We start from the raw sequence: 14,526 nt of genomic DNA, 5'->3' as shown, positions 1-14,526 counted from the left end.
GGCACCCCTAGGCGGAGGGCGTCCCGTCGAGCGAGCCGATCAGCTCGCCCCCGCCGGCTCGGTCGACGAAGCAGTAGTAGCTGCGCTCGCCCGCGTCCCACTGCTCCTGGGTGACCGGGAACGCGCCCGACACCTGGACGTCGCCGTAGGCCTCGGCTCCGGTCACGTCGACCACTCCCTCGGCCTGGCAGATCGAGGCGACCGAGACGGCGAGCGCCTCCTGACCGGGGAAGGCCGCGTCGGTCAGCTGACCGGTGTCGACCATCTCGGCGGTGTGCGCCGTGGCGCAGTCGACGACGGTGAACTCCTCGGCCCACACCGAGTCGAAGGGCTGCAGGCACTCGCCGCCGAGGAGGGTGCTCCACGCCCAGGTGCCGGCCGGGAGCGGGCCCACGGTCGGGATCTCGGCGGTCGGGGTCGCGGACGGCTCGGGCGATGCGGTGGCGGAGTCGGTCGTGGCGGGCACGGGTGCCGCGGCGCCGTCGGAGTCACCACCCGCCGAGCCGACCGCGATGCCCAGGGCGACGAGCGCGGCGAGCACGATGACGGCGCCCGCGGCGATCAGGCCGATCAGCAGGCGGCGACGGCCGGCCGTGCGCTCGGCAGACGGGCGGGAGGCGCTCGACGTGGTCGCGGTGCGCGGGCCTCGGAAGACGCGCGGCTCCCGGGGAGCACGAGGCTCTTTCGGAGCGCGAGGCTCCTTGGCGGCACGCGGCTCTTTCGCGGCGCGCGGCTCCTTCGCGGCGCGCGGCTCCTTCGCGGCGCGCGGCTCCTTCGCGGCGCGGGGCTCCTTGGGGGCACGCGGCTCCGCCGGCGCGACCGGCTCCCGCGGCGTGCGCGTCTTCTCGGTGCGGGATCCCCGGCGCGGCTCCTTGGCGCCGGCGGCGTTCACGTGGGCGGAGGCGGCCGCCGTGTGGAACGGGGCGTCGGATCCGGTCGCGGGCGCCTCGCCCGCCGGGTCGGACTCGTGCCCGACGGTCTCCGGCTCGTCGTCGTCGAGGGTCGGCTCGAGGTTCCAGGCGTAGACGCCGGCGGTCTCGCGCCACAGCTCCTCATCGCCGCCGTCGTCGTCCGGCTCCTCGCGCGGAGCCACGACGTCCTCCCAGACGGGAGCGGCGTCCCAGCCGCCGCGCGGATCCGGCCAGTGGTAGACGGCATCGGAGGAGGCGGCGTCGGCCTCGGCCGGGTCGCGCGGGGCGGGCGGCGTCGCGCCCTCCGGACGGTCGTCACGGAGTCGCGCCTCGGCGCGCAGACGCGGGGGCGCCGTCGGCAGATCCCGCGGGGGCTCCGCGGCCGGCAGCGGGGGACGCGGTGCAGCGGCAGGGGCGACCACGGGCGCGGACTGGGCGGGAGCAGGGTTCACGGGGGCGGGGACGACGGGTGCCGGCTCGGAGGGCCGTGGCTCGACAGCCGCGGGCGCGGACGCCGCGGCGGGCCGCTCGGCGCGCGGTGACTCCGCCGGCGCCTCGGCGTCACCGGCGACGGGAGTCGACGGCGAGGGGTCCTCCGGTCGCGGCGACGTGTCCTCGGAACCGGGCGGCGCGGACTCGGGAGCGGGCGGCGCGGACTCGGGAGGTGTCGACCCCTCGAGGTCCGCGGGGCGGGCCGGCGCGCGATCCGCTGGAGGCTGCTCGGGCCGATCAGCGGTGTCCTCCGGAGCCGGGGCACCGGCGCTCGGCGACTCGGCCGAGGGCTCGGGGGTCGCGATCGACTCCCTCGACGCCGCGTCGACGGACGGTGCGGGGTCGACGCGGAGCGGCTCGGCCGGCCACGTCGCGGAGGCGACGGGCCGGGTCCCCGGCGCCGCGGGCTGCTCGGCCTCGGAGTCGGCGACGCTGTCGGAGTCGACGTCGCTATCGCTGCCGGTGTCGGAGTCGGCGCCGTCCGGGACCTCCGGCGTCTCGTCCCCGCGTGCGGGAGCCTCGGGGTCGACAGGCGCGGTCTCCGCCTCCGGGCCGACCTCACCCGCCTCCTCGGCGGCGGGCGTGAGCGGTTGCCCCGGCCGCTTCCGCGGCGCGTCGAAGATGCTCTTCAGGCGGCCGTCGCTGAGCTGCTGCAGGAGCCAGTCGCTCCCGCCGGCCGATCGCCCGGGTTCCTGGGGGCGCTCCGCTCCCCCGCCCTCGCCGCCCTCGCGACCGCGCTCGTCGACCATCAGCTCAGGCCGAGGTCGGCCAGCCCGATCGCGGCGAAGTAGGGGTACCCGGCACCCTCGATGATCTCCCGCGCTCCGGTGGCGCGATCGACGACGACCGCGACTCCGGCGATCTCGGCACCGACCTTGAGGAGCGCCTCGATGGCCGCGAGGGGGGAGCCGCCGGTGGTGGAGGTGTCCTCGACGACGACGACGCGCTTACCCGCGAGATCCGGGCCCTCGACCTGGCGGCCGCGGCCGTGGTCCTTCGGCTCCTTGCGCACGACGAACGCGTCGTACGCGAGGCCGCGCGCGACGCCCTGGTGCAGGATCGCGGAGGCGATCGGATCGGCTCCCATGGTCAGGCCCCCGACCGCGTCGACGTTCTCGATCGGCGCGATGAGGTCGAGCATGACCTGGCCGATCAGCGGAGCGACCCGGTGGTCGAGGCTCACGCGTCGCAGGTCGACGTAGTAGCTCGCCTTCTTGCCGCTCGTCAGGGTGAAGTCCCCGTGGAAGACGGCGTCGGAGCCGATGTACTCGATGAGCTGCTGGCGTGCGTCGTTCACGCCCCTACTCTAGGGTGCGGTCTCCACCGCGCCGGGAAGGCCCGCTGATGCGGCCGCGCCGCCCGCCTCGTCGCCTCCGCCGCGGAACTGCGTCATGTAGAGGTCGTAGTAGGCGCCGCGGCGCTCGAGGAGCGCCTCGTGGGCGCCCTGCTCGACGATGCGGCCCGACTCCATGACGAGGATCGTGTCGGCGTCGCGGATCGTCGAGAGGCGGTGCGCGATGACGAACGAGGTCCGGTCGGTGCGCAGCGCGTTCATCGCGTGCTGCACGAGGAGCTCGGTGCGGGTGTCGACCGACGACGTCGCCTCGTCGAGGATCAGCAGCGACGGGTTGGCGAGGAACGCGCGGGCGATCGTGATCAGCTGGCGCTCACCGGCCGAGACGCTGCCGCCGTCGGCGTCGAGCACCGTGTCGTAGCCCTCGGGGAGCTGCTGCACGAAGCGGTCGACCATCGTGGCGCGGGCGGCCTCGATGATCTCGTCGTCGGTGGCGTCGAGACGGCCGTAGCGGATGTTCTCGCGGATCGTCCCCTGGAATAGCCACGCGTCCTGCAGCACCATCCCCACGCGCGAGCGCAGATCGCCGCGGGCGAGGCGGGTGATGTCGACCCCGTCGAGGAGGATGCGGCCGCCGGTGAGCTCGTAGAAGCGCATCACCAGATTGACCAGCGTCGTCTTGCCGGCACCGGTCGGGCCGACGATCGCGACGGTCTGGCCGGGCTGCGCCGAGAACGAGAGGCCCTCGATGAGCGGCTGCTCGGGGTCGTACGAGAACGAGACGTCCTGGAACTCGACGTGGCCGTCGGTGCGCTCGGGGAGCGACTCCGTGGCGGTCTCGGGGTCCTGCTCGTCGGCGTCGAGCAGCTCGAACGTGCGCTCGGCCGAGGCCACGCCCGACTGCAGCATGTTGGCCATGCTGGCGAGCTGCGTGACGGGCTGGGTGAACTCGCGCGAGTACTGGATGAAGGCCGTCGCGTCGCCGAGGGTCAGCTGACCGGAGGCGACCCGCAGCCCGCCCACGACCGCGATGAGCACGTAGGACAGGTAGGAGACGAAGGTCATCGCGGGCATGATCATGCCCGAGACGAACTGCGCGCCCAAGGAGGCGCTGTAGAGGCTGTCGTTGCGGCGGTCGAACTCCTCGAGCATCTCGCGGTCGCGGCCGAAGGCGCGGACGATCTCGAGCCCCGAGAACGTCTCCTCGATGTGGCCGTTGAGCGCTCCGGTGTTCTTCCACTGCGCGGCGAAGAGCTTCTGCGAGCGGGCGCCGATGACTCCGGCGATCACTCCCGAGAGCGGGATCGAGATCAGCGCGATGAGCGCGAGCTGCCACGAGACGATGAACATCATCGCCGCGATGCCGATGATCGTCAGGACCGACTGCACGAGCTGCGAGAACGCCTGCTGGAGCGCCGTCTGGATGTTGTCGACGTCGTTCGTGACGCGCGACATCACGTCGCCGCGCTGGCGGGTGTCGAAGTAGCGCAGCGGGAGACGGTTGAGCTTGCCCTCGATGTCCTGGCGGAGCCCGTAGACGACGCGCATCACGAGCCCGTTGAGGATGAACCCCTGCGCCCACATCAGGACGGAGGCGACGACGTACATCAGGAGCACGATGATGATGAGGCGCCCGAGCACGACGAAGTCGATGCCCTGACCGGGGACGATGTCGGTCTTCGAGAGCATGTCGGCGAAGGTGCCGTTGCCCGACGCCCGCTGCTGCTCGATGATCTGCTCGAGCGGGACCCCGGCCGGGAGCTGCGCGCCGATGACGCCGTTGAAGATGGTGTCCATCGCCTGCCCGAGGATCTTCGGGGCGATGACGGTGAGCACCACCGAGGCGGAGACCAGGGCGACCACGACGATCATCCGGGCCCGCTCGGGGCCGAGGAGGGCGAAGAGCCGCTTCGCGGACGGCCAGAAGTGCTGCGCCTTGCGGGCGGGCGGGCCGTCGCCGAACATGCCGCCGTCGGCCTCGCCGGGCTCGAACCCGGGCTCGAGCGGCTCCGGCTCGGCGGGCTTCTCGGCGACGGTGTCGCGTACGCGTGCCATCTCAGGCCACCCCTTCCACGCTCAGCTGGGATTCGACGATCTCGCGGTAGGTCGCGTTCGTCTCGAGGAGTTCGTCGTGCGTGCCGCGCCCGACGATCCGGCCGGCGTCGAGCACGACGATGCTGTCGGCGTGCCGGATGGTCGACACCCGCTGGGCGACGATGATGACGGTCGCGTCGGTGGTGGCGTCGGCGAGGGACTCGCGCAGCCGCGCATCGGTCGCGACGTCGAGCGCCGAGAACGAATCGTCGAAGAGGAAGACCCGGGGCCGGGCGACGAGCGCCCGCGCGATGCAGAGCCGCTGCCGCTGACCGCCCGAGACGTTCGTGCCGCCCTGCGACACCGGCTCGTCGAGCCCCCGCTCCTTGGCCCGCACGAAGTCCTCGCCCTGCGCGATGCGCAGCGCCTCCCACAGCTCGGCGTCTGTCGCATCGGGCCGGCCGAAGCGGAGGTTGGAGGCGATGGTGCCCGAGAAGAGGTAGGGCCGCTGCGGGACGAGCCCGATCACGGAGGCGAGCTGCGCGCGGTCGAGGGAGGACACGGGGACGCCGTCGATGGCGACGGAGCCCTCCTGCGGGTCGAACAGGCGCGGGACGAGACCGAGGAGGGTGGTCTTGCCGGCACCGGTCGACCCGACGATGGCGGTCGTGCGGCCGGGCTCGGCCACCAGGTCGACCCCCGAGAGGACGGGCCGCTCGGCGCCCGGGTAGCCGAAGGTGACCCCCGAGAACTCGACGCGGCCGACCGTCGGCGTCACCGCTCCACCGGCCGGGGTCGTGAGGCTGGTGCGGGCGTCGAGCACCTCCTGGATCCGCTCGGCGCAGACGACGGCGCGCGGGATCATCATCACCATGAAGACGCCCATCATCACCGCGGTGAGGATCTGCAGGAGGTACTGCAGGAAGGCCGTGAGCGAGCCGACCTGCATCTGACCGGCCTCGACGCGCTGCCCGCCGAACCAGAGGACCGCCGCGGTCGCGAGGTGCAGGATCATCATGATCGCCGGGAACATCAGCACGAAGATGTTGCCGACCTTGATCGACACCTCGGTGATCGCCGCGTTGGCGCGGCGGTACCGCTCCGACTCGAAGGGCTCGCGGACGAACGCCCGCACGACGCGGATGCCCGTGATCTGCTCGCGCAGCACGCTGTTGATGCCGTCGATGCGGTCCTGCATGAGGCGGAAGAGCGGCAGGAGCAGGAAGACGAGGACCCCGACGACGACGAAGAGGAGCGGGACCGAGACCCAGACCAGCCACGAGAGCCCCGCGTCCTCCCGCAGGGCGAAGACGATGCCTCCGACGCACATGATCGGGGCGGACACCATGAAGTTGAGGGTCATCAGCACGAGCATCTGCACCTGCTGCACGTCGTTCGTGCCGCGGGTGATGAGCGTGGCCGTGCCGAAGCCGCCCACCTCGAGCCCGCTGAGCGAGTCGACCCGGCGGTAGACGTCGCGGCGCAGATCGCGGCCGACCGCCATCGCGGTGCGGGCGCCGAAGTAGACGCCTCCGATCGCGGCGACGACCTGGACCAGGCAGACGCCGAGCATGGTCGCGCCCGTCGCCCAGATGAAGTCGGTGTCGCCCCGGCCGATGCCCTGGTCGATGATCTCGGCGTTGAGGCTCGGGAGGTAGAGCGCGGCCAGCGTCGAGACGAGCTGCAGCACGACGACCGCGACCACCCAGCGGGTGTAGGGCTTCGCGTACGACGCCGCGAGACGGAGCAGGATCATGGAGTCCTCCGGTCAGGAGCGGAGCGGGGAGGGGGCAGCCGGGAGCGGCTCGCACGGGACGACCGGGACCGGCGGTGCGGGTCGAGCGGCGCGGGAGGACGGGCCGTTCGAGGACGGCCCAAGACAACCATCGACCACCGACACGGGAAGCGCAATCCGCCGCCCGGCTGATCGTGGCCTCGGCGAACGTGTCGGCGGCGGCTCCTACACTCGCAGGATGCGCATCGCCACCTGGAACGTGAACTCCATCCGCGCCCGCACGGGGCGCGTCGTCGACTGGCTGGTGCGGGAGGACATCGACGTCCTGGCGATGCAGGAGCTCAAGTGCAAGCCCGAGCAGTTCCCGCACGAGGCGTTCGCCGCCGCCGGCTACCACGTCGAGATGGTCGGCCTCAGCCAGTGGAACGGCGTCGGCATCGCCTCCCGCCTCCCGATGGAGGACGTCGCCGTCGGCTTCCCGGGCATGCCCGGATTCGCGAAGGAGGCCGCGGCCGACGGCTCCTTCCCGCTCGAGGCCCGGGCGATCGGCGCGACCGTCGACGGCGTCCGGATCTGGAGCCTCTACGTTCCCAACGGCCGAGCGGTCGGTGATCCGCACTGGTTCTACAAGCTCGAGTGGTTCGCGGCGCTCGAGGCGAGCACGCGCGAGTGGCTCGCGGCCGAGCCCGACCTGCCGCTCGCGCTCGTGGGCGACTGGAACGTCGCTCCGCTCGACAGCGATGTCGGCGACCCGACGCTCGGCCCGGGCTCCACGCACGTCTCGCCCGAGGAGCGCGCCGCGTTCGCCGCGTTCGAGGGCGCCGGCCTGCACGACGTGGTGCGCCCGCTGGTCCCCGACGGCTACACCTACTGGGACTACAAGCAGCTGCGCTTCCCGCGCAACGAGGGCCTGCGGATCGACTTCGTGCTCGGCTCGCACGCGTTCGGCGAGCTCGTGACGGGCGCCTCCATCCACCGCGACGAGCGCAAGGGCGACGCACCGAGCGACCACGTGCCCGTCGTGGTCGATCTCGACCTCGAGACGACGCTCGACGACGACCGCCCGATGATCTTCTGACCATGGCGTCGTCGAAGAAGAAGCGGGCGAACGCCGCCGCGCGTCCGGCGGGCCGGCCGGTCGTGTCTCGCGAGCACGACGAGCTCCGCACGGAGGCGTACCGCTCGGTCCGCGAGACCTTCGAGGCCGGGCGCCCGCTCCGCCGCCGCTGGGATCTCGTGCTCTCGATCCTCGGCTGCCTCGCTCTCGGGCTGCTCTGCGTCGTGCTCGGCTACCTCGCGGCGATCCTCGCCGTGTTCCCCGCGCAGTGCGAGGGTCGGAACATCGCCTGCGACTTCGACCGGATCGACTGGGGCGTCTCGATCGCGCTGATCGGCCCGCCGCTCCTGACGCTGATCGCCGTCGGCGTGACGATCGTGCGCTACCTCGTGGGGCGGCGCGTCTTCTGGATCCCGATCGTCGCGTTCGCGCTGTGCATCGGCACGGCGTTCCTCGCGTCGTGGCTCGTCACGAGCTCGATCCCGGGCTCCGCGCTGGTCTGACGCGTCGCGCCCGGCCCCGCGGGGTCAGCCGGCGCAGCTCGGGTCGTCCGCGAGCGTCACATCGGTCTTGTTGATCATCGGAGTGACGCGCAGGGCCTGCTCGCCGAAACCGGTGGTCGAGCCTGCCGTGAAGGTCACGGTGACGGTGTCGGACTGGCCGGGAGCGAGCTGCACCGCGACCTTGGCGACGGGGCGCCCGAGGTCGTCCGTGTTCGCGACCGGGACGCCGATGCCGCCCGCCCAGGAGCTGCCGGAGACCGTCGTCCCGGGAGGCCCGTAGACGTACACGTTCGTGACGAAGTCGCCGAGCGGGATGCTGCCGCGTCCGCCGTTCGCCGCGACGTAGGGCGGCAGGGTCGCCGCCACCTTCTCGCTGATCGTGTTCGTCAGCGTGACCTGCGTCGAGAAGGTCGCTCCGGAGGCGGCGCAGCGGTTCGCGCTCGACTGCGTCACCGCGGTGTCGAGGTAGTAGTCCATCTTCGAGCCGATGGACGCGTCCTGGAAGAACACTCCGGTCGTCGTGGTGTCGGCGTTGTCGGTGGGGAGGATGCCCGCGATCGGGGTCGGCGCGAGCAGGGCCTGCTCGTCGGCGTCGGTGCTGTAGGCGAGGATCCGGCTCTCGCCGACGGCCTTCACGACGGCGGGGAGCATCTTCGTGGGCTCCATGTCGCCGCCGAGGATCCTGCCGAGGATGGTCGCGCTCGCCTCCGAGAAGAAGGCGTCCGTCGCGTCGGCGACGGTGGACGCCGGATAGCGGAAGTAGATCTTGTTGAGCAGGATCGACACCGAGTTCTCGCTCGTCAGCTCGGTGCCGTCGGTCAGCGTGACCGGGCCGGTCGCGCCGAGGAGGTACGACAGGGCGACCGGGTCGATCGCCATCACTCCGTCGATCTTCTGGTCGGGGTACTTCTGCGCCCAGAACTGCGTGGCGATCGAGGAGGCGGTGGGGAAGTCGGGCCGGCTGGTCGAGACGTTGAAGGTCGTCGCGAGGTTGCCGCCGAAGGTGTCGAGCGCGCTCTGGTCGACCGTGACGGCCTGCAGGCCGCGGAAGTCCTGGCTCGAGAGCTGCTCGCCGATCGAGATCGCACCGCCGTCGACGTTCAGCTGCATGACCGAGGAGGCGCCACCGCCGAGGGCCTGCGACTCGGCGAGGTTCTGGAAGAGCACGAGGTAGCTGCGCGGGCCGCTGGCACCCAGGGCGTCGGGGAGGATCGCCGTGAGCGGCTCGACCTGGTCCATCGCCTTCGTGGCCGTCGCGAGCTGCGGGGTGAAGGCGTCGAGCGCGTCGGCGACCTGCGGCACGAGCGCGCCCCGATCGATGCCGTCGATCCGCGCCTCGGCCTCGTCGACCACTCCCTTGGCGACCGTGATCTTCTCGGAGAGGTCGGTGATCGCCGCGAGATCGACCCTCCCGTCGACGGGCTTCAGCACGTCGAGCGAGGTGGAGGAGAGCGGGGTGACGATCTTGCCCGAGACGTCGTCGGCGATCTCGGTCGCGGCGCGGACGGCCGAGAGGTTCGGGCCGAGCACCGGCACGATCTCCATGACGCGCCACACCGGGTCGTCGGTCTGGTCGCGCGCCTCGCCGGTGAGGCGCGCGATCTGACCGGCCGTCGACTCGGCTCCGGCCGTGTCGAAGCCCGTGAGCTGATCGGCGACCTGCGAGACGAGCGGGATCGCCGAGGTGAGCTTCGCGCGCACCGTCATCGCCTTGTCGTAGGTCTGGACGGCGAGGAACACCGCGACGATCGCGCCGATCACGAGGACCAGCAGGATCGTCAGCGTGATCCAGAGGCCCCGGCGGCGTCGGCGGGGCGATCCGGAGGCGCGGCGAGAGGAGGTCGTCGTGGTGCTCATTCGAGAGAGCCTAAGCGACCAGCCCCGCGGTGGCGCGGTCCCGGCGCCGCGGCCGTCACCCCAGGAGGAGCGACACCGCGATCAGCACCGGCACGGCCGCGATCGTGGTCACCAGGGCTGTGTCGCGGGCGACGGCGATGCCCCGGTCGTAGCGGGAGGCGAAGTTGAAGATGTTCTGCGCCGTCGGCAGAGCGGCCGTCACGGTGACCGCGAAGAGGTGCTCGGCGTCGAGCTGGAAGGCGAACCGCCCCAGCAGGAACGCGGCCGCCGGCATGACCAGCGCCTTGAGCGTCGAGGCGACGACGACCTCGATCCTCGCCGGTCCCGCCTCCAGCGGGCGCTGGCCGCGCAGCGACATCCCGAACGCCATCAGCACCAGGGGGATCGACGCGTTGCCGATGATCGAGAACGGCTCGAGCACCGGCGCGGGCAGCTGCACCCCGGTCACCGCGACCAGCAGCCCCAGCGCGGAGGCGATGATCATCGGGTTCCGGAGTGGCTGGGTCAGGATCGAGCCCACCGAGGTCCGCCCGCTCGTCGAGATGTCGAGCACCGTGAGGACCGTCGGCGCCAGCACGAGCAGCTGCAGGAGCAGGGTCGGCGCGACCCACTGCGGATCGCCGAGGACGTAGATCGCGACGGGCAGGCCGATGTTGTTGGCGTTGACGTAGGCCGAGGAGGCGGTGCCGATCACGGTCTCCGGCACCGGCCGACGGAAGAACAGCCGCGAGGCGAGCACGTAGAGCGCGGCGACGAGCGCGACCGAGCAGAGCGAGACCAGGAGGAAGGAGGAGAACAGCACCGACACGTCGGCCTTCGCGAGCACCGTGAAGAGCAGGGCCGGGGTGGTGACGAAGAAGGCGATGCGCGACAGCACGGCGCGCCCCTCCGGAGGCACGAGGCCGAACCGGGCGATCAGGTAGCCGACCGCGATGACCACCCCGATGATCGAGAAACCGGTGAGCACTCCTTCCAGGGCGTCCTCCTCGGTCGATCCGGCGGTGACCAGCCTAGGGTCCGCCGTTGCACCCACCGGAGACCGGGCCTACCGTGACCCCATGCCGCATCTCGAGGTCCCCGGCGCGAGCCTCCACTGGGAGGCGGACGGCCACGCCTCCGCGCCCGCCCTGCTGCTCGTGCACGCGGGCATCGCCGATCTGCGGATGTGGGATCCGCTCGTCCCCTCCCTCGCCGAGGACCACCAGGTCATCCGCTACGACTCCCGCGGCTTCGGCGGCACCACGAGCGAGAGCGTGGAGTTCGACGCGCGGGCCGACGCCCTCGCGGTCCTCGATCACCTCGGTGTCGAGCGCGCGACCGTCATCGGCTGCTCGCGCGGCGGCTCCCTGGCGCTCGACCTGACGATCGCGCACCCCGATCGGGTCTCGGGCCTCGTCGCGATCGCGCCCGGCGTCGACGGCTTCCCCTACCCCGATCCGACGGAGGAGGAGGACCGCCGCTTCGACGAGATCGACCGGGTCCTGAGGACCGGCGATCACGAGCGCGTGGCGCGGATGGAGGCGGAGCTGTGGGCCTTCGGGCCGGAGCGGTCGGCCGAGTCGCTCGATCCGGCCTTCGTCGAGACCGTGCGCGAGCTCGCGACGGGCAGCCGCGGTCACGAGCACGAGAAGCCGACGACGATCGACCTCGACCCGCCCGCGTACGACCGCGTCGTCGACATCGCGGTGCCGACGCTCGTCGTGGTGGGGGCGTACGACGTCTCGGAGTCGTTCCCCGTCCACGAGTACCTCGCGACGGCGATCCCGGGAGCCGACAGCACGATCTTCCGCACGGCGGCGCACCTCCCGAGCGTCGAGCTGCCCGCGGAGTTCCTCGCCGTGCTGCGGCCGTGGCTGGCCGAGCACGGGCTCTGATCCCGGACTCAGCAGGTCCCGGACCGGCGGAGGAGCCGCTCGCCGCTCGGCTCCGGCCGGCCGGCCGTGCGGCGATCGGGCGGTGCCGTGCCCTCGGCGACGCAGGCGGTGAGCACCTCCGACGACCACGGGCCGTGGACGCTCCCCTCGACCGTCGACGGGAGCGGGCCCACCCCGCCGCAGCGGCCCAGGAGGACCGCCAGGGCGAGACCGATCACGGCGCAGGCCACCTGGCCCGGACCGCGACGGACCCGGGCCCGGCGCGCGTCCCCGACGCGACGGCGGGGCCTCCCCGCAGCGGTCGTCGATGCGCGCAGCCTCCCCGCACTGGTCGGTGCCGCACCCCGCCCTGCGGGCTCCCACCGTCCGGAACCCATACACAGATGGTAGGAGCGGACCGGCAGCCGGATCGGCCGTGGCGCGAGGCATCCGCTCGCACCGCGGCATCCGGAGGGGAGGGCGGCTCCTAGGCCACCGCCGCCAGATCGAACGCCCAGTCGGCGTAGAGGTGAGGAGGCTCGCCCTGCTCGATCACATCGACGCGGTCGAAGCCCACCTCGACGCAGAGCGCGCTGTCGAGAGCGTCCTCGGTGCGGACGTAGGCGTGCACGAAGCGGGGCACGGGGAACGCCGCCGCCTCGGCGAGCAGCAGTCGCAGCGCTCGCGCCGCGACTCCGCGCTCTCTCGCCGCGGGGGCGAGCGTCCAGGCGGTCTCGTAGGCGAGTACGCCGCGAGAGTGGCCGTACCAATAGCCGAGGGAGCCGACGCACCGTCCGCCGAGCATGATCGCGTAGAAGAACTCCGTCCCCTCCGCCCAACCGCGCAGGTAGCGGTCGTGCTGGAGGAGGAGGTCGCCGTCCGTCTCGAGTCCCGCGGCCATGCCGCGCAGTGCAGTGCTGTCCACCTGCGGCCAGGGCAGGAGGTGGAGGGTCTCGGACTGCTGATCGATGCTGACTGTTCTGTGGTCGCTTCCGGGTTCGGGTCCCGTCACGCGCTCCGATCCTCTCTCTCAGGATGGCTCGTCGCCCGGTCCGCTCCGCCAGGTGATCCGGAGGGGCCGGTCGATCGGTCGGCCGCACTCGGGATGCGGCCTCGATGTCGCCCCATCCTCGTCCCGTCACCGCGGGCCGCCGAGGGCTTTGACGAATGTAGCCCCGGAAGGGGGGTACGTAGCTGCGAAAGCCCTGGCTGCGCGATGTACTGCGTGTTCGAGGCCGAGCGCGCCGCATCGCTCCGGTCGGACGCAAGAAAAGCGCGTGCAGGCCGCCCTACGCTCGGAGTCGGGTCGTATCCGACCCGTTCCACTGGGCAATGGGACCGTGAGGAGGATCACCATGTCGCAATTCGTGCAGAGCACCGTCGTCGGAGAACCCGAGGTCGTCGAGGACCGCATCGAGACCTCCTCCGCCTGGCAGGACCTCAAGGCCGCGGCCACCGCGCTGCAGGAGCTGCAGGCGCAGGACGGCTCGCTGGCCGACCCCGAGCGCCTGCCGGAGGCGCGCGCCGGGATCGAGCGGATCGTCCGAGCCGTCGAGACCCTCGCTCCCGCGTTCCCGCACGACTCCGCCTACCTCGCCGCCCTCGTCGTCGACCTCGAGCGCTGGAGCCGCGACGGCGTCGGGATCCCCGACTTCCTCGACTCGCTGCAGGCGTTCCAGCCCCAGCTCGACCGTGTCGACGGCCGGCGCCACCTCGTCGTCTTCCCGATGTACACGCAGAACGGCAGCCGCGACCGGCACGTCGAGGCGGTCCTCGTCGAGGTCGTCTGGCCCCGGTTCGTGGCCGAGCTCGAGGCCGGCGACTACTCGAACGCCCTGTTCGTGCCGGTGCGCTTCGTCGACTTCACCGCCGGCTACGACACCGACAGCGCGGTGCTCTTCCCCGAGACGGTCGCGATGCGCGCCGTCCCCACCTTCACGTGGGGCGCGATCTTCGCCGACCGCGAGGCCGCGCGGTTCCGCCGCGTCGTCACCGCTGCCGCGGGCATCACCCGTCTCGAGCTGCCCGAGGACGCCCAGCGCCTCCTCGCCGACCAGCGCCTCGCCGAGGAGTCGTTCGTGATGTGGGACCTCATCCACGACCGCACCCACATGCGCGGCGATCTGCCGTTCGACCCGTTCATGATCAAGCAGCGGATGCCGTTCTTCCTCTACTCGCTCGAGGAGCTGCGCTGCGACCTGACGGCGTTCCGCGAGGCGGTCGCGATCGAGCGGAGACTCGCGCGGATCGAGGGGCCCAGTGCGGAGGAGGAGGCGCTCGCCGAGCGCTCGCGCTTCGTGCAGTACGCGATCCTCTTCGACCGCCTCTTCCGGTTCCCGCTCACGGGGTCGCGCGTGCGCAACTACGACGGCCTCGGCGGTCAGCTGCTCTTCGCCTGGCTGCACCAGCACCGCGTGCTGCACTGGACCGACACCCGCCTCGCCTTCGAGTGGGACGGAGTGGCCGATGTGGTCGTCGCCCTCTCGGACGCGATCGACGAGCTGTACTGGCGGTCGATCGACCGGCCGAAGACGGCGCACTGGCTGGCGGCGCACGCCCTGATCGCCTCCGTGCTGACCCCGCACCCGGCGTCGGCCTGGGCGCGCGGACTGCCCGACGAGGTGCTGCTCGGACCGCCGCGCGGGCTGACGGACGCGGTGCTCGACGACGAGTTCCCGCTGTCGATGTTCTACGAGGCGCTCGGCAGGAAGATGACCGACGCCATCGCGTCGACGGCGGGGATCACCGGGCGCGACTGAGGTCCGGGCAGCCGGTCGAAGGAGCGGCCTG

The 14,526-nt window shown here is 72.1% G+C and carries 12 protein-coding genes; 4 read left to right on the top strand and 8 right to left on the bottom strand.

Annotated features, from left to right (window positions below; translation table 11 throughout):
• Window positions 1-7: 7 nt before the first annotated feature.
• From GSU68_RS00750 to GSU68_RS00735, 4 genes are all read right to left on the bottom strand, one after another.
• A complete protein-coding gene (locus tag GSU68_RS00750; RefSeq protein ID WP_159905228.1) occupies window positions 8-2,152 on the bottom strand; it encodes a septum formation family protein in 2,145 nt (714 codons plus the stop codon).
• Window positions 2,152-2,700: an orotate phosphoribosyltransferase gene (gene pyrE, locus GSU68_RS00745; protein WP_159905227.1), complete on the bottom strand. Its 549-nt coding sequence runs from the start codon at window positions 2,698-2,700 to the stop codon at window positions 2,152-2,154. The genes GSU68_RS00750 and pyrE overlap by 1 nt, the downstream gene beginning before the upstream one ends.
• A gap of 9 nt (window positions 2,701-2,709) precedes the next feature.
• Complete coding sequence (locus tag GSU68_RS00740; protein WP_208544679.1) at window positions 2,710-4,662, bottom strand: ABC transporter ATP-binding protein; 1,953 nt, start codon at window positions 4,660-4,662, stop codon at window positions 2,710-2,712.
• Between the two features lie 91 nt (window positions 4,663-4,753).
• A complete protein-coding gene (locus tag GSU68_RS00735; protein WP_159905225.1) occupies window positions 4,754-6,487 on the bottom strand; it encodes an ABC transporter ATP-binding protein in 1,734 nt (577 codons plus the stop codon).
• Between the two features lie 217 nt (window positions 6,488-6,704).
• Between GSU68_RS00735 and GSU68_RS00730 the strand changes: the two genes are divergently transcribed.
• Entirely contained in the window at window positions 6,705-7,544 is an 840-nt protein-coding gene (locus GSU68_RS00730; RefSeq protein ID WP_159905224.1) for an exodeoxyribonuclease III, read from the top strand.
• Window positions 7,545-7,546: 2 nt separating this feature from the next.
• Entirely contained in the window at window positions 7,547-8,026 is a 480-nt protein-coding gene (locus tag GSU68_RS00725; protein WP_159905223.1) for a hypothetical protein, read from the top strand.
• A 24-nt stretch (window positions 8,027-8,050) separates the two neighbouring features.
• Here GSU68_RS00725 and GSU68_RS00720 read toward each other — a convergent pair whose 3' ends face one another.
• Together GSU68_RS00720 and GSU68_RS00715 are read right to left on the bottom strand one after the other, a co-directional pair.
• On the bottom strand, window positions 8,051-9,883 hold the full coding sequence (locus GSU68_RS00720; RefSeq protein ID WP_159905222.1) for a DUF4012 domain-containing protein: 1,833 nt from the start codon (window positions 9,881-9,883) through the stop codon (window positions 8,051-8,053).
• Between the two features lie 55 nt (window positions 9,884-9,938).
• Window positions 9,939-10,859: an AEC family transporter gene (locus GSU68_RS00715; RefSeq protein ID WP_159910068.1), complete on the bottom strand. Its 921-nt coding sequence runs from the start codon at window positions 10,857-10,859 to the stop codon at window positions 9,939-9,941.
• An 82-nt stretch (window positions 10,860-10,941) separates the two neighbouring features.
• Here GSU68_RS00715 and GSU68_RS00710 point away from each other — a divergent pair, with 82 nt between their 5' ends.
• Complete coding sequence (locus tag GSU68_RS00710) at window positions 10,942-11,757, top strand: alpha/beta fold hydrolase (protein WP_159905221.1); 816 nt, start codon at window positions 10,942-10,944, stop codon at window positions 11,755-11,757.
• A gap of 8 nt (window positions 11,758-11,765) precedes the next feature.
• Here GSU68_RS00710 and GSU68_RS00705 read toward each other — a convergent pair whose 3' ends face one another.
• Together GSU68_RS00705 and GSU68_RS00700 are read right to left on the bottom strand one after the other, a co-directional pair.
• Entirely contained in the window at window positions 11,766-11,975 is a 210-nt protein-coding gene (locus GSU68_RS00705; RefSeq protein ID WP_159905220.1) for a hypothetical protein, read from the bottom strand.
• A gap of 248 nt (window positions 11,976-12,223) precedes the next feature.
• Window positions 12,224-12,748 carry a GNAT family N-acetyltransferase gene (locus GSU68_RS00700; protein WP_159905219.1) on the bottom strand — a complete coding sequence of 175 codons (525 nt, stop codon included), beginning with the start codon at window positions 12,746-12,748 and terminating at the stop codon, window positions 12,224-12,226.
• A 343-nt stretch (window positions 12,749-13,091) separates the two neighbouring features.
• Here GSU68_RS00700 and GSU68_RS00695 point away from each other — a divergent pair, with 343 nt between their 5' ends.
• On the top strand, window positions 13,092-14,495 hold the full coding sequence (locus GSU68_RS00695; RefSeq protein WP_159905218.1) for a DUF6421 family protein: 1,404 nt from the start codon (window positions 13,092-13,094) through the stop codon (window positions 14,493-14,495).
• Window positions 14,496-14,526 lie beyond the last annotated feature (31 nt).

Origin of the sequence: Rathayibacter sp. VKM Ac-2759 (genome assembly GCF_009834225.1) — a bacterium.
GTDB lineage: Bacteria > Actinomycetota > Actinomycetes > Actinomycetales > Microbacteriaceae > Rathayibacter.
Note: the sequence above shows the minus strand (reverse complement) of the source record. Positions and strands in the feature narration are given on the sequence as shown.

Excerpts from the sequence above, each read along its gene's own strand:
- GSU68_RS00750 (WP_159905228.1), bottom strand. The coding sequence starts at position 2,152 with ATGGTCGACGAGCGCGGTCGCGAGGGCGGCGAGGGCGGGGGAGCGGAG.
- GSU68_RS00740 (WP_208544679.1), bottom strand. The coding sequence starts at position 4,662 with ATGTTCGGCGACGGCCCGCCCGCCCGCAAGGCGCAGCACTTCTGGCCG.
- GSU68_RS00735 (WP_159905225.1), bottom strand. The coding sequence starts at position 6,487 with ATGATCCTGCTCCGTCTCGCGGCGTCGTACGCGAAGCCCTACACCCGC.
- GSU68_RS00730 (WP_159905224.1), top strand. The coding sequence starts at position 6,705 with ATGCGCATCGCCACCTGGAACGTGAACTCCATCCGCGCCCGCACGGGG.
- GSU68_RS00725 (WP_159905223.1), top strand. The coding sequence starts at position 7,547 with ATGGCGTCGTCGAAGAAGAAGCGGGCGAACGCCGCCGCGCGTCCGGCG.
- GSU68_RS00720 (WP_159905222.1), bottom strand. The coding sequence starts at position 9,883 with ATGAGCACCACGACGACCTCCTCTCGCCGCGCCTCCGGATCGCCCCGC.
- GSU68_RS00710 (WP_159905221.1), top strand. The coding sequence starts at position 10,942 with ATGCCGCATCTCGAGGTCCCCGGCGCGAGCCTCCACTGGGAGGCGGAC.
- GSU68_RS00695 (WP_159905218.1), top strand. The coding sequence starts at position 13,092 with ATGTCGCAATTCGTGCAGAGCACCGTCGTCGGAGAACCCGAGGTCGTC.